The organism is Glutamicibacter sp. St.4D3 (assembly GCF_059728615.1).
In genome coordinates this window covers 2,802,511-2,818,677 of record NZ_AP039380.1, presented here as the reverse complement: position 1 = coordinate 2,818,677, position 16,167 = coordinate 2,802,511, and the positions used below count along the sequence as shown (strand labels likewise).

Genomic DNA, 16,167 nt, shown 5'->3' with positions numbered 1-16,167 from the left:
CACGGGCGGCACAACCATGCTGAGGGCCGGTCCACCGGCCGATGAGGGCACCGAAGGGAGCGGGAAGATGTCCGAGGAACGGATCGAGGAACTGCTCACGCTGTGCGTATCCCTGCACTACGGTGAGCAGCGCAGCGAACTGCTCGAGGAGGCGCTGGCCATGGCCGAGCAGAGCGGGCAGGAGGACCTGGAATACCGGGTGCGGCTGCTGCTGGCCGACGCGTGCGCCATGGCCGGGGACAGCACCGGGCTGCTGGGCAACTTCCGCTGGTGCCTGGACCGCTTCGCGTCCAGCCCGCAGCGCTTCCCGGCCGATCCCGGGGACGGGGCGGACCTGTTGTGGCAGTACAAGTGGATGCCGGCGCTGCTCAGCTCCGACCCGCAGATCCCGGCCGCCGAACTGCGCCAGCTGCTGGTGGAAATGGCCGGGCACTACCGCCAGGCCGGGGCCGGGCTGAGCGCGGTGCACACCGCCGGATTTGAGATGGCGCTGGCCAACGGCTGGCTGGAGCAGGCCGCCGGGGAACTGGCCGCACTGGAGGAAACCACCCCGGACGCGTACTCGCACTGCGAGGCCTGCCTGCGCTCCAGCATCATCAGCTACCACCTGGCCACCGGATCCCAGGTGCTGGCCCTGGCCGAGCTGGACGAGCTGCTGGCCGGGGGAGAGAGCTGCGGGCAGGAACCGGAGCACGCGATCGGCGCCTGCCTGCTGGCGCTGCTGCGGGCCGGGCGCGGGGCGCAGACCAAGGCCCTGCACATCCGCAGCTACCAGGCCGCGCGGCGCGAACCGCAAAACCTGGGCCTGGCCGCCAGCCACATCATCTACCTGGCCGCCACCGGCAACCTCACCCGGGCGGTGCAGCTGGTCGAACGCCACCTGCCGCTGCTGGCCCGGGATCCGATGGCCCAGCGTGAACACCTGCTCTTCCTGTGCGCGCTCGGGCTGACCTGCCAGAAACTGGGGGAGCAGCAGCTGGGCGGGCTGCCGATCAGCGGCAGCAACCTTGCGGAGCTGGACGAATTCCTGGGCCGGCACGCCACCGTGCTGCCGGCCGACGTGCTGGCCCCGCTGGCCTGGGCGGCGGCCCGCGAACTGGCCGGACGCTTCGATGAACGCAACGCCAACACCGTGATGAGCGAACAGGTGGATAAGATCACCGCGCTGGCAGCCGCCGGCTGGGACCTGGACTGGGAGTCGGACAGCTCGCTGTCCCCCACCCCGGTGCCCGCCCCATCCAACGCCGCCGGATGGCTGGGCCGGGCCCGGGAATACACGGCCGCCGGGGACACCGTGCGGGCCGCGGCCGACGCGCAGCAGGGCCTGGGGCAGCACCCGCCGGCCGATGTGGCCGCCGGGCTGCACCAGCTGCTGATGGTCCTGAAACTGGGTTCGGGCAACGAGGTCAGCGCCCGCGAACACCTGGGCGCCTACTGCCGGGCCCTGGGCGCGGCCGGGCACCGGGCCCTGGCCCAGCTGCTGGAGGGCGAGGGACTGGAACTGCATGTGGACGGGTCCACCGAACAGCTGCGCGCCCTGGCCCGGCTGCACGCCGCCGGCAGCCCGGACCGGCTGGTCAGGGTGTACACCGGCACCTGGCTGGCCCACGCGCTGATGCGCCACGACGATTTCGAGCAGGCCGCCACCCTGGCCGGGACCACGCACCGGGCGGCGCTGGAGCTGATCGCGCGGATGCCGGCCGATGACGTGCGCGACGCGCTGCTGCACAACCTGTACTCCATCCGCATCATCCTGGCCTCGGCGGAGGCCGAACCGCAGGAACTGGAGCCGCTGATCCGCGCCTGGCGCAAATACAACCCCACCGCGAACTCGCTGGCCCAGGTGCGCAACTTCATGGGGCAGCTGGCCTCCGGTGACGGCCAGGCCCAACTGGCGCTGGAGTACACCGACGCCGCCCTGGAGGTCTTCCTGGGCTACACGGATCGGCAGCGGGCGATCAGCGCCGCGGACTTCAGCGCCGAACTGCTGCTGGAGCTGGGGGAGCCGGAGGCCGCCCGGGAGCGGTTGCGCCTGGGGCTGGGGCAGGCCACCCGGGCCGAGGACCCGCAGCGCTTCGCGTTCCTCTTCCGCCTGGCCCAGCTGCACGTGCAGGCCGAGGAACCCTATGAGGCGATCGACTACCTGCAGCAGGCCCTGGAAAACGGGCACCAGGTGCTCGGCGAGCGGGAACTGGGGGAGGTGCACGACCTGCTGGCCCAGGGCTACGCGATGAGCGAGCAGCTGCCGGAGGCGGCCGGGCACTGGCGGCAGGCGCTGGCGATCTTCGCCGCCACCGGTGAGGGGCTGCGCGAACTGCAGGCCGGGGAGCAGCTGGCCAACGCGCACCTGATGTTCGGGGAGCACGAGCAGGCCGAGCAGCTGAGCACCCGGCTGGTCGCCCTGGCCCAGTCGCTGAGCGAGGAACACGGGATCGCCGTGCTGCTGAACGTGCTGATGCTGCAGGCCGCGGTGCAGGAGGCCGCCGGCACCGGCGCCGCCGAGCAAAGCTACCGCCAGGCCGCCGAGCTGGCCACCGAACACCGGCAGGAGGCGCTGCTCGCCCAGATCCTGGTGCGCCACGCGCAGTACGCCGGCGGGGAGCAGGACTTCGCCCAGGCGGTGAGCCTGATGCTGCAGGCCGCCAACCACTTCGAGGACCTGGGGCAGGAATCCTCGGCCGCCCAGGCGATCGGGGCCGCAGCCAGCTACCTGGCCCTGGATGAGCGCCACCAGGAGGCGGTGATGCTCTTCGAACAAAGCCTGGAACGCGAGATCGGTGAACCCGGTGCCGAGCAGACCCTGCGTCACCGGCTGGCCGATTCGCTGGACGCGCTGGGCCAAAACGCGCGGGCCGCCACCGAACGGCGCCTGGCCGAACAGCTGGGGCAGTAGCCCCGGGCAGCAGGCCGCCGGCCCGGGGCCGCGGCTTGCCCGGGCGGGGTGGCAGCGGGCAGGGTGGAGGCATGGACGCGCTCTTTGACGACAGTGCCCTGCCGCGGCACCCGCACAGTCCCCGGCCCGGGGCACACCACCTGCCCGGGTGGCTAAGGCCGGCCGCGCAGCAGTGGATCACCCAGCGCTTCTTCGAATGGGGCCAGGGCCCGGTGCCGCCGCACTCAACGGTGGTTGCCGGGCACCCGATGAGCGTGCAGACCGTCTGCCTGGGCTGGCACTGGAGCCCGAACCGCTATTCGCGCACCGCCGACGACGTCAACGGGGCACCGGTGGCACCGATGCCGCAGTGGCTGGTGGATCTGGGCCGCAGCGCGGTGCAGGCGGCCACCGGGGATCCGCGGCAGGCACGGGACTACCACCCGGATGCGGCCATCGTGAACTACTACGACGTGAACGCGACCATGGGCATGCACCAGGACCGGGAGGAAGCGGTCAACGCGCCGGTGGTGTCCCTGTCCATCGGGGACAGCGCCACCTTCCGGCTGGGCAACAACGAGCACCGCAACCAGCCGTACCAGGATCTGCGCCTGGCCTCCGGGGACCTGTTCGTCTTCCAGGGCCCGGCCCGCTTCGCCTACCACGCGGTGACCAAGATCCACCCGAACACCGCCCCGGCCGGGTGCGGGATCAGCAGCGGACGGATCAACATCACGCTGCGCCAAACCGGGCTGCGCTAGGCGCGCCCGCCGCGCCGCCAACGGACCCGGGCGCTAGGGGGCGGACACATCCAGGGTGGAAACCAGCCCCAGGTGGTCAGAATCCCCGGCCTCCACGCGTTCCAGGCCGGCCGGCTCCACCCCGCGCACCAGCACGTGGTCGATGCCCAGCACCGGGAACGGCTGGCGCGGCCAGGTCAGCGCCAGCCCCCAGCGGCTGTAGCGCACCAGCTCCAGCTGCCCGCTGACCGGCGCGAAGTGCCGGTCGGTGCTGGTCGCGTTGAAGTCCCCGGCGGCCACAATGCGCGGGGAGGGATCCTGCTGCACATACCCGGCCAGGTTGCCCAGCATCATGTCCCGGTCACCGTGCCCGGTGGGCCGGGCGGAGGCGGCATGCACCGTGTACAGGCGCACCGGCCCGGCCGCGGTTTCCACATCCAGGCGCAGCGCCCGATCCCAGTCCAGGCCCAAATCCAGGGGCTCGGCCCGGCTGATCGGGTACTTGGACCAGACCCCCACGGTGCTGACCGAGAAATGGTACGGGTGGCTGGAGGCCAGGGTGCGGCTCACCTCGGCGTCCTGCCCGGCACCCAGCTCCTGCAGGGCGATGACCTCCGCCCCGGCCTGCGCCAGGGAACGGGCCGCCGAATCCACCTGCCGTTCATGCACGTTCTGGGTCGCCACCTTCAGCCCCTGCACCGGTTCGCGGGCGGGAGCCGGCACCACCATCGGGCCGAAGATCAGCGCCCAGGCCACCGCCGGAACCAGCAGCATCAGGAAAGTGCCGCGCCCGCGCGCGGCCAGGGCAAGGAGCAGCAGCACCGGTACCCCCAGCCCCAGCCAGGGGGCCAGGTTGTCGATGACCAGGCCGAGCCCGGCCACGTCGGGAACCTGTTGGTGGAAAACCAGCAGCACGGTCAAGGCAAGGCAGCCGGCAATGATCAGCAGGCGCGCAAATATTCTGGATGCCGACAGGCGGCGTGATGCAACGTGGGACATTGGACTTCAACAGTGCCACAGAAACCTGCAAAAACAATCGATTTGCCCTGCGAAATGCTGTGGACGGTTCAGGCCCCTTCCAGGGGGCCGCCGGAGAGGCGATCTGCCGTGGGCGGCTGGTGATCCAAGACCCGGCGTTCCGGATTCTGCTGTTTTGCGGAGCGATACCCGGGCACCTCATCCTGCAGAGACTCATCTTCCAGCTCATGCCAGTCAATGCTGTCCACCGGGTTGTTCCAGCACGCGTTCTCGCGGCGGATGCGCCGGGTCTTCTCCCTGTCCACCCACGCCACCTTCAGGTGGGAGAAGTGATTGGCGTCAAGGACCTGCGCCGGGTAGCGGACCATGACCCGCGGCCCATAACTGGCGATTTCCTGGGCATGGATCAGCGACCCGTCCAGCTGCACCTCCAGATACGGGCATTGGTCGGCCTCGTGATGCTGGATCTGCGCCGGGTCCTCGGCGGCGGGCAAGCGTCCGCGTGATGCCCCCGTCGACTCGCCCTCCATCCAGCGCAGGACGGCACAGCCATTGAGCAGGCCACCGGTATGAAAAGGATCCCCCATGATTACAACTCCAACTCGTGCCGGGCCAACTGCAGCAGTTCACTAAGCGAACCCTGCGCGAAGGCCTGGCGCTGGCGGCGTGCCCCATTGCCGCGACGTACTGTTTCTTCCAATTCTTGACGGACGTACTCATAGTCCCCGCTGTCCCGCAGGGCCGGCTCGATGTGGGTGAGCAGGGTCTGCAGGAAAGCCTCGGTGCTGGTGGTGCTGGAGGTCCAGGGGTTCAGCAGCGGGCCGTCCAACCCGTGCTTGGCCGCCTGCCAGAACGCGATGTCCAAGAACTCCGGGTCAAATTCCCGGTTGCGGCTTGGATATTTCACCGCCTGGTCCACCAGCCCGCGCACCAGCAGCGCCAGCAGCACCGAATCGGCGGCCCGCATCTGGGAGTCGGCCACCCGGATCTCCACGGTCGGCTGGTTTTCCGACAGGCGCATCGCCCAGCCCACGTGTCCACTGTCCAGGACCACGTCACTGGCCAGCACCCGGCCCAGGCGCCGGTCGTAGTCCCGGCTGTCCTTGAAGGCCGGCGGAATGCCCTGCACCGACCACCGGCGGTACTGGATGGTGCGCCAGGAGGCGAAACCGGTGTCCGCGGCGCGCCAGTACGGGGAGTTCGCGCTGATCGCCAGCAGCAGCGGAAGCCAGGGGCGCAGCGCGTTCATGGCCACGATCCCGTCCTCACGGTTCTCGATGCCCACGTGGATGTGCTGACCGCTGAGGTAGTGCTCCGCGGCGATGCCGGGCATGTGCTGGGCAATGCGCTGGTAGCGATCGGTGTCGGTGACAGTCGCGGTTTCGGTGCTGATCGCGGGAACCGCGCCCAGCCCCACCGCCATCAGCCCCTCGGCCTGCGCCGCGGAAGCCAGCTTGCGCCGAAAGGTGCGCAGCTGATCCAGCCCGTCCTGGGGGCTCTGGCAGACCCCGGTGGCGAACTCGATCTGGCAAGCCAGCCATTCCTTCTGGATCTCCCCTTCAAGCCGATGCGTTCCCAGTCCGAGCAGTTCGCCGCGCGGAACGGCGGGCAGACCGGTTTCCCCATCGAGCAGGAAGAACTCCTCCTCCACACCAAAGGTGTTCAACGTGTCCTTCCTTCCTTTCTCCCACGCACGCCACTTGCGTCGACGGCGGGTGGGGGCCAGTGCCTGTCGGTAATCCTGGTGCGACACTAGGCCAGTGAGGCCGCCGCTGAAAGGGGACCGGGTGAATTCACATGCTGCGTTCAAGAAGCCATAGCGGAGCCTGATGGTAAACGGCAGGAAATTTGCTGAACCGTTCCGATGAATCCGTTGACATTTGTTTTATGCCCTGCCTGCGGCTCGTAGCGTGAGGGGCAGGAATCAGGCACGAATCCCCGTGCCGGCGCCGACCGGTGCTGACCGGGCACCCGCTGGCCGCTGTGGGGGTTCGTCGCCGAACACCGCCTTCATCTGCCTCGAACAACTCACGTAGGAGCGCACGCATGAACAAGCCAGCCAATCAACCCAATCAATCCGCCAACGCGAAGCACACCGGTCCGCCGGAGGATGCCGGAACCGGTTTCGGCCAGCGTTCCGAGCACATGACCACCAGCCAGGGCGCCCCGGTTCGCGATACCGACCATTCGCTGAAGGCCGGTCCGCGCGGCCCGGTGCTGCTGCAGGATCACCACCTGCGCGAGAAGATCACCCACTTTGACCACGAACGCATTCCCGAGCGCGTGGTCCACGCCCGCGGCGCCGGGGCCTTCGGGCAGTTCACCAGCTACGGCACCGCCGAATCGATCTGCGCCGCCGGGTTCCTGGAACCCGGACGCGTCACCCGGGTGTTCTCCCGCTTCTCCACCGTGGTCGGTTCGCGCGGCTCCTCGGACACCGTGCGCGACACCCGCGGCTTCGCCACGAAGTTCTACACCGAGGAGGGCGTCTTTGACCTGGTGGGGAACAACATCCCGGTGTTCTTCATCCAGGACGGCATCAAGTTCCCGGACATCGTGCACGCCGCCAAACCGCACCCGGACCTTGAGATCCCGCAGGCCCAGTCGGCGCACGACACGTTCTGGGATTTCGTCTCCCTGCACACCCCCGCCCAGGCGCACGCCATCTGGCAGATGAGTGACCGCGGCATCCCGCGGTCCTTCCGGATGATGGAGGGCTTTGGCATCCACACCTTCCGGCTGATCAATGCCGAAGGCAACAGCTGCCTGGCCAAGTTCCACTGGAAGCCCAAGCTCGGGGTGCACTCGTTGACCTGGGAGGAAGCCCAGCTGACCTCCGGGGCGGATCCGGACTTCCATCGCCGGGACCTGGCTGATGCGATCAGCTCCGGGCACTACCCGCAGTGGGAGCTGGGGGTCCAGGTGTTCCCCGATGACGGTTCGGAAAGCTTTGAGGGCATCGACCTGCTGGACCCGACGAAGATCGTGCCCGAGGAACTGGCCCCCGTCCAGCCGCTGGGGCTGCTGGAACTGAACGAGAACCCGTCGAACTACTTCGCCGAAACCGAGCAGGTGGCCTTCCACCCCGGACACCTGGTGCCCGGCATCGATGTCACCAACGACCCGCTGCTGCAGGTGCGCCTGTTTTCCTACATTGACACCCAGCTCAGCCGGCTGGGCGGACCGAACTTCTCCCAGCTGCCGATCAACCGTCCGCACGCGCCGATCAATGACACGTTCCGCGACGGGATGCACCAGCAGTACATCCACGAGGGGGTCGCGCCCTACAAGCCGAACTCGCTGGACGGCGGGTGCCCGTTCATGGCCGAGCCGGGCAGCGAAGCCCAGGCGCGGATGGTGGACTTCCCCGAGGCGGTCACCGAGGCGGTGAAGGAACGCGCCGAGCCGGTGGGCTTCAGCGATCACTTCAGCCAGGCCCGCCTGTTCTACCGCAGCCTCACCACCCCCGAACAGCTGCACGTGCAGCAGGGGTACTCCTTCGAACTGGGCAAGTGCAGCAGCGAGGAAGTGCGCAAGCGCCAGCTGCAGTGCCTGGCCAACATCGATGAGGAGCTGTGCGCCTCGGTCGCCCTCGCCCTGGGTCTGCCGGCCCCGCAACCGGATGAGGAGGTCAAGGACATGGCACCGAGTCCCGCGCTGTCCCAGGTCGGCCAGCAGTGGCCGGTCGATGGCCGCGTGCTGGGACTGGTTGTCAGCCCGGAAACCGACCTGGAGTTGGTGCGCCGGCTCAAGGACGAGGCGATGGGCCTGAACCTGCGGGTGCTGCTGGTGGCCGCCGACGGCGGCAAGCTGGCCGAGGACCTGCCGGTGGACCGCAGCTACCTCACCGCCCGCTCGGTGGAGTTCGACAGCATCCTGGTGGTCGGCCGGCACCGTGCCGCGCCCACCGCCAAGGTTCCGCTGGACACCAAGGCCGGGGCGGCCGGGGACCACGCCGGACCCGAGATGCTGGACCCGCGGGTGGGCCTGCTGCTACAGGAAACCTTCCGCCAGTCCAAGGCCGTGGCCTACACCAGCCCGGAGCTGGAGCAGGACCTGGAGAAGCTGGCCATCCCGGCGGGCACGCCCGGGTTCGAACACCAAGATGCCGGGCAGGCCGTGACCTGGCTGGCCGGGCAGATGGCCCTGCATCGGGTGTGGCAGCGCTTCGGCGGTTAGTTCGCCAAACAACGCAAGACGACCTGGGGCCGTGGATCCGTGTGGGGGTCCACGGCCCCAGGTTCATTTGCCGTACCGGCCCCGCGTGGGCAGCGAGCGCCGCCAAACGGGGTGTGAGTCAAATAAAAAGAGGCACCAACGCCGTGGCGTTGGTGCCTCTATTATTGGCGGGCTGTGCCGCCGTCAGGCCGTTGCGGCCAGCTGCCGGCTACGGCTGGTTCTGTCCGCCGTTGACGTGGATCGTGGACCCGACCACGTAGGAGGCGTCGTCGGAGGCCAGGAACACGTAGGCCGGAGCCACCTCCACTGGCTGACCGGCACGGCCGAGCCAGGTATTGTGACCGAACTTCGGCAGCTTCTCGATGGGCTGGCCATCGGAGGGCTGCAGCGGCGTCCAGATCGGTCCGGGAGCCACCGCGTTCACACGCACGCCGCGTTCGGCGGCCTGCTGCGCCAGGCCCTTGGTGAAGTTCGAGATCGCGCCCTTGGTGGCCGCATAGTCCAGCAGGTGCGCGGAGGGTTCGAACGCCTGGATGGAGGTGGTGTTGATGATTGACCCACCCTCGCCCAGGTGCTTCAGGGCGGCCCGGCTGAGGGTGAACATCGTCAGGATGTTCACGTCAAAGGTCGCCTCCACCTGCTCATCGCTCAGCTGGTCGATGGACTCGATGCTGATCTGCTTGCCGGCGTTGTTCACCAGGATGTCCAGCCCGCCCAGGGCCTTGACCGCCTCGTCCACCAGCGAATCACGGTAGCTGCGGTCCCGCAGGTCACCGGGCAGGTGGTGCACCTCCACACCGGCCTCCTCCAGCACCTGCGCGATGCTCAGCGCGTCGCTTTCCTCCTGCGGCAGGTAGGCCAGCGCCACGTCGGCGCCCTCGCGGGCAAACGCGATGGCCACGGCCGCGCCGATGCCCGAATCACCGCCGGTGATCAGCGCGCGCTTGCCGGTGAGCCGATCCCGGCCCTGGTAGGTGCGCTCGCCGTGATCGGCCAGCGGGATCATCTCGCTGTCCAGGCCCGGTTCGGGCTGACGCTGTTCGGGTGGGGAGATCTTCTCCTTGCCGGCGCGCTGGGCGCGGTCCCCGTCCCCGCCGCCGGAGGAGGTTTCCACGCCACCGGTGCCCACCGGCTCGTGCGGGGCGCCGGGCCCCGCCTGCTTGCGGCCGCTGTGACCGTCCCCGGTGCCGACCGGTTCGTTGTGCTGTGGCACGCCGGAGGTCGATTCCTCGTCGTCGTCGCGGTCGGTGTGGGCGGTGCCTACCGGCTCGTTGTGTTCGGCGCTGGACGTGGTGTCCTTGCTGCTGGTGTCGTTGGGAGTGCCCACCGGTTCGGTGTGCTTCTGTGGATGTCCAGGGTTCTGGGACTGATCATGGGACATGATTGTTTCCTCCTGCTTTCGACATTCGACGGTAGGAGACCGCGCCGCCTCGGGCGACGTAGCCCCTGCTTCAATCCACAGTCTTACAGGCTTGCCCGGCGTCGACAGGCAGGGCAGGGTTTTCACGGAGAAAGCTCAGACGATACTCGGATTCGATTAAGGCGTGCCCGTTTTTGTTCTCACCGCGGGATAATATGACCGGCGACGGTGGCCTTCTCGGTGTTAGCTGGGATTTCCCGCAAAGCCGCACACACGCCCTGTTACCAGCCTGTGAGGTGGTCTAGCGTGATGCGAATAAGGGGCCTGCACCGGGCACGGCCGAACGTCCGGGACGGTGAACCAGGGTCAACGGCGCAGGAGTGAACCGAGTAGGGGAGGATCCATGCCAGAGAACAAGGGCAACAGCCGCATCAAGGACGAGGAGCTCTACGAGGAGCTTCGCAAGGAGGGCAACTCCAAGCAGAAGTCCGCCCGCATCGCCAACGCGGCCGCCCGCGACGGGCGCTCGAAGGTGGGTGAACGTGGCGGGGAGTCCGGCAGCTACGAGGACTGGACCGTTCAGCAGCTGCGGGATCGGGCGGCCGAAATCGGCATCGATGGCCGCTCCAAGATGAAGAAGGACGAACTGGTCGAGGCCCTGCGCAATTCGTAGGGCTGCATCCAAGGAAAGGACTGGACCAATGAGTGATCGCAAATCTTCCGACGACTACCCACAGACCGACGAGCAGGAGGCACGCCTGGCCGAACCGGTCGATCAGGAAACCACCGACCAGCAGGCCAGCACCGAGCGCGGCAAGCGCGGCGATGAGCAGACCGGGCCGGCCGGCAAGGGAGCCGACGAAGACGAACAGCGCTTCGACGCGGGATAGGCCGGCAACGGCCCCGCTACACACAACTTTGCACAAGGGAGAACCAATGTCAGACAGCCGTGGAGTATCTCGTCCGCAGAAGAAACGCCCCGGCGTGGGGCTCATGATCTCCGGTGCCATCATCGCGGTGGCCTTCGCCGCGTTCCTGATCTTCGCACCAGGAGCCGGCACCACCAACCCCAGCCCGCTGTGGATCGCCGTGATCTGGGGTGCGCTGATGTTCATCTACGGCGCGTTCCGGGCGATCCGCGGGCGTCACGCATTGGACCACCCGCGCGGCGGCACCAGCGTCGACGGCAAGTAGCCGCACACGCCCGGTGAACCACACCGGACCGTGAAGAAACCAGCCAGGGGCTGCAGATCCCGTTCAAGGGAACTGCAGCCCCTGGTCTGTGGTCCGCCCGCTATCGGGGACCGGCGGGTGCCGCGCCCTCCAGGATGTGGCGCTGGGCGATGAAGAAGACGATGATCATGGGAATGGTGGCAATGACGCTGGCGGTGACGATCAGCTCCCAATGCCAGTTGCCCGCAAAACCAAACTGATCCACCAGGGCCTTCAGCCCGCGGGGGATCGTGAACGTGGTTTCATCGCGCAGGTAGATCAGCGGCCGCATCAGGTCCGTCCAGGCCGCCTGCGTCTCAAAGACCAAGGTCACCACGATCGCCGGCTTGCACAGCGGCAAGGCGAAGTTCCAGTACAGCCGCCAGTCGCTGGCCCCGTCCACGCGGGCCGCCTCGAAGACCTGCCGGGGCAGGCCCAGGAAGAACTGCCGGATCAGGAAAATGTAGAACGCCGAACCGAACAGGTTCTGCGCCCACAGCGGCGTCAACGTCCCCACCTGACCCAGGGCATCCCAGATCAGGTACGTGGGAATCAGGGTGACCACCCCGGGCAGCATCATGGTGGCCAGAATCAGGAAGAACAGCGCGTCCCGGCCGGGGAAGCGGTAGTACGCGAACCCCCAGGCCACCAGGGAACTGCTGAACGTTACGGCCAGAGACGCCAGCACGGTCACCAGGATCGTGTTGCCCATCCACAGGGCCATCGGCGCCGACTGCCAAATGTCCAGGTAGTTCTGCAGTGTTGGGGTCGCGGGGATCAACCGGTTGTCGAAGACCTCTGACTGCGGTTTGAAGGAGGCCGAAAGCAGCCAGATCAACGGGTAGATGAACAGGCCCGTGGCGATCAGCAGGACCACCCAGGACAACAGCTTGCGCACCTTGCGTAGGGCCGTGCGCTGCCCGGCCACCTCGCGCGGGGGGCCGGCGATGCTGCTGGTGCTGCGGATGCTAGCCACCGTCTTCTCCTTCGTAGTAGACCAGTTTCCGTCCGGCGAAGTACTGGATCATCGAAATCACCATGATCACCAGGAACAGCACCCAGGCCAGCGCCGAAGCGTAACCCATGTGCAGGTATTCGAAGGCCTGGCGGAACAGGTAGATGACGTAGAACAGGGCCGCGTCATTGCTGTAGGTCTGGTTGCCCGCCCCGAAGTATGCGGTATAGGCCTCGGTAAAGGTCTGCAGCCCCGCAATCGTGTTGACGATGACCAGGAAAAACAGGGTTCCGGAAATCATCGGCAGGGTGATGCGGGTCAGCCGCCGCCAGGCCCCGGCCCCGTCCAGCTTGGCCGCGTCGTACAGGTCCTGCGGCACCTGGTTCAGCGATGCCAGCAGGATCACCACCGATCCGCCCAGCGTCCACAGGCTCATCAGCACCAGGCCCGGGACCACCCAGCGTCCATCGGTGGTCCACTGCGGGCCGGGGATTCCCACGGCCTCCAGCAGGACGTTGACCGCTCCGGTGTGCCCGTTGAACAGCAACAGCAACAGCACGCCCACCGCCACCGGCGGGGTCATATTCGGCAGGTAGAACACGGTGCGGAAGAAGCCGCGGCCCCGGATCACCTGCTGCAGCAACAGCGCCAACGCCAGGGCCACCCCAATGTGCAGCGGCACCGAGAGCAGCGTGAAGTACATGGTGTTGCGCAGCGAGAGCAGCACCTTGGGGTCCTCGAAGAGCTCCCGGTAGTTGTCCATCCCCACAAACGACGGGTCGGTCAGCACGTCATAGTCGGTCAGGGACAGGTAGGCGGTGTAGATGATCGGCCAGGCGGTGAAGATCAAAAACCCCAGGATCCATGGGCTGATGAACACCAGCGCGGTCAGCGTGGTGCGCCGCCGCCGGGCCCGCCGGGTGGTTGCGGTTGCCATGGGGCAGCCCTACTGTTCCGAGCTGCTGGCCTGGGAATTGGCCTCCCACTCACTCCACGCCTGGTCCAGGGCCCGCTGGGCCTCATCCTGCGCGGTTTCCAGCGAATCGGTGACCGACGCGTTGCCGCTGAGCACCCGGTTCACCGCATCCAGCCACGCCTGCTTGAACTGTGCGTCGGCCGGCAGGGCCGGGATGGCGAAGGAGTGGTTGTTCGCTTCGTAGGACGCCTCCACGGCCTCGGCCCACGGGGAGGCCAGGTAGTCGTTGGTGTCCACGTACTGCTCCTTGATCTGCTCATCCGCCGTCCGGTTCGCGGTGAACAGGCCCGTGAACGGCTTCTGGTCCTTCACCCGGTCATCCGAGCGGGCCTTGGCCGCCGCCAGCCAGGTGTCGGTGGTGGTCATGGTCTTCAAAAAGCGGCAGGCGGCCTGCGGGTTGTCGCCCCCGCTGGGGATCGCCCAGGCCGAGCCGGTGCCAAAGCTCATCGGCTCACCGGCGGAGGTCTTCATCGTGGTGAACGCCATCGGGGTATCAGGGGAAACGTCGTTGAGGATATTGACGTACCACTGCTCCATGGGCATCGCGCCCAGGGCGTTGGTGGCGAACTGGTTGCCCTTGCCGAAGAAGTCGGCGGAGTCACGCAGCGACTTGACGGTGCCAAAACCGTCCTGCTTTTCGTAGAGGTCGATGCCGAACTCCAGGGCGCTGACCACCTTCGGGTCGTTCAGCAGCGCGGTCCGCCCGTCCTCGGACACCAGGGCGGCACCCTCGCCCATGGCCCACAGTGGAAGGAATTCTGGAAGCTTCGGGTCGTAGCCGATGGCCGAGAGCTTGCCGTTCTTGTGCTGCATCATTTTCTCGGCGGCATCGGTGATCAGCTGCGGGTTGGACCCGTCGATGTCCTGCACGGACAGCCCGGCGGAGTTCAGCATTTCGGCGTTGGCCATGATGATCTGCACCTGGTTGAACTCCGGCACCCCGTAGACGTTCCCGTCGAAGGTGACCTGGGCCAGGGCCGACTCGCGGAAGTCATCGGTGTTGATGCCCTCACCCTCAATGCAGGTGTCCAGCGGCATGACCGCCTTGCGGGCGGCCATCGAACCCAACTCGTCCCGGTTGATGTAGATCAAATCCGGGGCCTTGCCGGCGGCAATGGCCGACAGCAGCTGCTGGGTGTCCAGTTCCCCGGCCGGGGCGCTGAGCGTGGCCGGCTTGATGGCCTCCTCGGCCAGGTCGGTGCGGGTGCTGGCCACCTCGTCGGCGTCCCGGTTGAAGCCCATCACATCCAGCTTGCCCTGAAGCTCGGCGTCGGAGGAGAACTCGATGCCCGGATCGTTGTTCTTGTCATTGGTGCTGCCCCGGGCGCAGCCTGTCACGGCGATGGCCGCGACACACGCCAGGGCCAGGGTGCGGACGGCCGGGTGCGCCGGCGGGCGAAGACCGGACGCCGGGGACGGGGAAGAAGAGCGTGACATCGTGACTCCCAGGTGCGCGTGAAGTAACCGGTGCTCAGCGACCGCGCCGGCAGATCCCGGCGCGGGAGCTGAACGTGGTCTCACGATAGAAGCGGTGCCCAGAGTAAGCCATGTCACACGATTTTTAACAGCAAGTACTCAGGTTTAATGCCCGTTTCCTGGCGAGCGGCGCGCGGAGCGCGGCTATTCGCCGGACTCTTCGTCCTCTTCCTCCAGCTGCAGGTTGCGCCGCTCGTACTCGCGGTGGCTGAACGTCGCCTGGCGCACCGCCTGCTCATCATCGAAGCTCGAGCCGATGGCCCCGCCCATGGTGCCCAGGGATGCGGCCAGCCACGCCAGGTTCAGGTATTCGTCGAGGCTCGCCTCATGGCCCAGCTGTTCGGAGAGGAATTCAATGTCAATGACGGCCAGCGCACCGAGCAGCAGCACTCCGTAGAGCACCAGGTACATGGCGGCGGCCGCCAGCCCCACGGTGACCAGCGTGGCCACGTTGTACAGCACCCAGCGTTCGCGCCTGCGCACCCCGCGCGGGGACTCCCACAGGCGGTTGTGCATGATCAGCCAGGTGGTCAGCACCGCCAGCGAGGTCAGCGTGATCAGGGTCAGCCGGGCGGCGGAGAGGTAGTCGGCCATCTGCCAGATGCTGGTGTAGAACACGCCGAACGCGCCGGTGGCGGCGGCACCGGCCATGGCGGAGGACAGCCGCGGCACCAGCCGCCAGGGACGGTTGCTGCGCACCATCCCGAACACCAGCAGCAGCCGGCCCGAGAGCCCCTCCACCGTGGAGAAGCGGTCCTCCGGCTCCTGCTCGTGCACCACGCTGCCGGTCATTGACAGCAGCCGGTCGGGCATCTTCACCGAGGGCTCGGGGGTCTCGTTGTCCTCGTGCAGTTCCTTGATGGCCCGCAGGACCCAGTCGATCAGGGTGCGGCGGCGGGCCAGGCCCATCATCGGCACCACGATGGTCGCCACCCGGTGGGCGCTGCTGACGATCATGCGCACCGGCCGGCCCTCGACGTACTGCGGGATGTCGGTCAGGTAGACCACGTAGTCCCAGCCCAGGCGCTTGCCCAGCGATTCGGCGTGGTCGTTGATCATCACCCGGCCGGCGGCCGAGACCGGCAGCGACTGCCGGTCGCTGTCGATCTCCCACAGCTTGCCGCCCTCATCGCGGGTGTTCAGCGTGTGGCGCACCGGCTGCAGGACCCGGCCGGCCAGTGTCTGGGCGATTCCGGGATCGGCAAGCAGCCCCACCGTGTAGTCCGGTTCCCGCTGCGGGCTCGCATCGCCCTCGGACTTGTCCTCTGCGGCCATCTGTTCCTGCCTGTCGATCCCGCCGGTGCTCATGCGCCCCACTTTTCAAGGCGCCATCCGGCGGTGCTGGATATGGCACTGTGGTGGCCGGCCAGGGGCCGGGCCACCACAGTGCCTCGTAGTTGTTCAGTATGGGTCAAGCGG

The 16,167-nt window shown here is 67.7% G+C and carries 14 protein-coding genes; 6 read left to right on the top strand and 8 right to left on the bottom strand.

Translation table 11 applies throughout. From position 1 onward, the window contains the following. Positions 1 to 67 precede the first annotated feature (67 nt). Both AC6I21_RS12960 and AC6I21_RS12955 read left to right on the top strand, forming a co-directional pair. A complete protein-coding gene (locus tag AC6I21_RS12960; protein WP_497762553.1) occupies positions 68 to 2,893 on the top strand; it encodes a hypothetical protein in 2,826 nt (941 codons plus the stop codon). Between the two features lie 71 nt (positions 2,894 to 2,964). Continuing rightward, positions 2,965 to 3,633 carry an alpha-ketoglutarate-dependent dioxygenase AlkB family protein gene (locus tag AC6I21_RS12955; RefSeq protein ID WP_421015574.1) on the top strand — a complete coding sequence of 223 codons (669 nt, stop codon included), beginning with the start codon at positions 2,965 to 2,967 and terminating at the stop codon, positions 3,631 to 3,633. 33 nt (positions 3,634 to 3,666) lie between these two features. Here AC6I21_RS12955 and AC6I21_RS12950 read toward each other — a convergent pair whose 3' ends face one another. The 3 genes from AC6I21_RS12950 to AC6I21_RS12940 form a co-directional block, all read right to left on the bottom strand. Next, positions 3,667 to 4,611 carry an endonuclease/exonuclease/phosphatase family protein gene (locus AC6I21_RS12950; protein WP_497762552.1) on the bottom strand — a complete coding sequence of 315 codons (945 nt, stop codon included), beginning with the start codon at positions 4,609 to 4,611 and terminating at the stop codon, positions 3,667 to 3,669. A gap of 68 nt (positions 4,612 to 4,679) precedes the next feature. After that, positions 4,680 to 5,177 (bottom strand): hypothetical protein, encoded by a 498-nt coding sequence (locus tag AC6I21_RS12945; protein ID WP_421014511.1) that lies wholly within the window; start codon positions 5,175 to 5,177, stop codon positions 4,680 to 4,682. A gap of 2 nt (positions 5,178 to 5,179) precedes the next feature. Further along, the gene (locus AC6I21_RS12940) at positions 5,180 to 6,256 is read right to left on the bottom strand and encodes a carboxylate-amine ligase (protein WP_497762551.1); all 1,077 of its coding nucleotides are present in this window, start codon (positions 6,254 to 6,256) and stop codon (positions 5,180 to 5,182) included. A gap of 380 nt (positions 6,257 to 6,636) precedes the next feature. Between AC6I21_RS12940 and AC6I21_RS12935 the strand changes: the two genes are divergently transcribed. Then, positions 6,637 to 8,769, top strand: a complete 2,133-nt coding sequence (locus AC6I21_RS12935; RefSeq protein ID WP_497762550.1) for a catalase — start codon at positions 6,637 to 6,639, stop codon at positions 8,767 to 8,769. 208 nt (positions 8,770 to 8,977) lie between these two features. On the opposite strand, the gene AC6I21_RS12930 is transcribed toward AC6I21_RS12935, so the two are convergent. Further along, positions 8,978 to 9,883 (bottom strand): SDR family oxidoreductase, encoded by a 906-nt coding sequence (locus AC6I21_RS12930; protein WP_391495604.1) that lies wholly within the window; start codon positions 9,881 to 9,883, stop codon positions 8,978 to 8,980. Positions 9,884 to 10,532: 649 nt separating this feature from the next. On the opposite strand from AC6I21_RS12930, the gene AC6I21_RS12925 reads away from it, so the two are divergent. Genes AC6I21_RS12925 through AC6I21_RS12915 form a run of 3 tightly spaced genes read left to right on the top strand, consistent with a single transcriptional unit; the run spans position 10,533 to position 11,323 of the window. Beyond that, positions 10,533 to 10,802, top strand: a complete 270-nt coding sequence (locus AC6I21_RS12925) for a DUF7218 family protein (protein WP_054821349.1) — start codon at positions 10,533 to 10,535, stop codon at positions 10,800 to 10,802. A 28-nt stretch (positions 10,803 to 10,830) separates the two neighbouring features. Beyond that, positions 10,831 to 11,019 carry a hypothetical protein gene (locus AC6I21_RS12920; RefSeq protein ID WP_138175947.1) on the top strand — a complete coding sequence of 63 codons (189 nt, stop codon included), beginning with the start codon at positions 10,831 to 10,833 and terminating at the stop codon, positions 11,017 to 11,019. Positions 11,020 to 11,065: 46 nt separating this feature from the next. Then, positions 11,066 to 11,323: a hypothetical protein gene (locus AC6I21_RS12915; protein WP_138175949.1), complete on the top strand. Its 258-nt coding sequence runs from the start codon at positions 11,066 to 11,068 to the stop codon at positions 11,321 to 11,323. A 100-nt stretch (positions 11,324 to 11,423) separates the two neighbouring features. Here the strand turns inward: AC6I21_RS12915 and AC6I21_RS12910 are convergent, their stop codons facing one another. From AC6I21_RS12910 to AC6I21_RS12895, 4 genes are all read right to left on the bottom strand, one after another. After that, on the bottom strand, positions 11,424 to 12,317 hold the full coding sequence (locus AC6I21_RS12910) for a carbohydrate ABC transporter permease (RefSeq protein WP_343833666.1): 894 nt from the start codon (positions 12,315 to 12,317) through the stop codon (positions 11,424 to 11,426). Further along, entirely contained in the window at positions 12,310 to 13,233 is a 924-nt protein-coding gene (locus AC6I21_RS12905) for a carbohydrate ABC transporter permease (protein ID WP_138175951.1), read from the bottom strand. The genes AC6I21_RS12910 and AC6I21_RS12905 overlap by 8 nt, the downstream gene beginning before the upstream one ends. A gap of 9 nt (positions 13,234 to 13,242) precedes the next feature. Then, positions 13,243 to 14,709: an extracellular solute-binding protein gene (locus AC6I21_RS12900; RefSeq protein ID WP_138175953.1), complete on the bottom strand. Its 1,467-nt coding sequence runs from the start codon at positions 14,707 to 14,709 to the stop codon at positions 13,243 to 13,245. Positions 14,710 to 14,892: 183 nt separating this feature from the next. After that, the gene (locus tag AC6I21_RS12895) at positions 14,893 to 16,056 is read right to left on the bottom strand and encodes a hypothetical protein (RefSeq protein WP_497762549.1); all 1,164 of its coding nucleotides are present in this window, start codon (positions 16,054 to 16,056) and stop codon (positions 14,893 to 14,895) included. Positions 16,057 to 16,167 lie beyond the last annotated feature (111 nt).

Bases quoted from the DNA above. Each gene is read 5' to 3' on its own strand.
- AC6I21_RS12955 (WP_421015574.1), top strand. From the start codon at position 2,965: ATGGACGCGCTCTTTGACGACAGTGCCCTGCCGCGGCACCCGCACAGT.
- AC6I21_RS12935 (WP_497762550.1), top strand. From the start codon at position 6,637: ATGAACAAGCCAGCCAATCAACCCAATCAATCCGCCAACGCGAAGCAC.
- AC6I21_RS12920 (WP_138175947.1), top strand. From the start codon at position 10,831: ATGAGTGATCGCAAATCTTCCGACGACTACCCACAGACCGACGAGCAG.
- AC6I21_RS12960 (WP_497762553.1), top strand. From the start codon at position 68: ATGTCCGAGGAACGGATCGAGGAACTGCTCACGCTGTGCGTATCCCTG.
- AC6I21_RS12950 (WP_497762552.1), bottom strand. From the start codon at position 4,611: ATGTCCCACGTTGCATCACGCCGCCTGTCGGCATCCAGAATATTTGCG.
- AC6I21_RS12900 (WP_138175953.1), bottom strand. From the start codon at position 14,709: ATGTCACGCTCTTCTTCCCCGTCCCCGGCGTCCGGTCTTCGCCCGCCG.
- AC6I21_RS12925 (WP_054821349.1), top strand. From the start codon at position 10,533: ATGCCAGAGAACAAGGGCAACAGCCGCATCAAGGACGAGGAGCTCTAC.
- AC6I21_RS12915 (WP_138175949.1), top strand. From the start codon at position 11,066: ATGTCAGACAGCCGTGGAGTATCTCGTCCGCAGAAGAAACGCCCCGGC.
- AC6I21_RS12945 (WP_421014511.1), bottom strand. From the start codon at position 5,177: ATGGGGGATCCTTTTCATACCGGTGGCCTGCTCAATGGCTGTGCCGTC.
- AC6I21_RS12895 (WP_497762549.1), bottom strand. From the start codon at position 16,056: ATGAGCACCGGCGGGATCGACAGGCAGGAACAGATGGCCGCAGAGGAC.
- AC6I21_RS12905 (WP_138175951.1), bottom strand. From the start codon at position 13,233: ATGGCAACCGCAACCACCCGGCGGGCCCGGCGGCGGCGCACCACGCTG.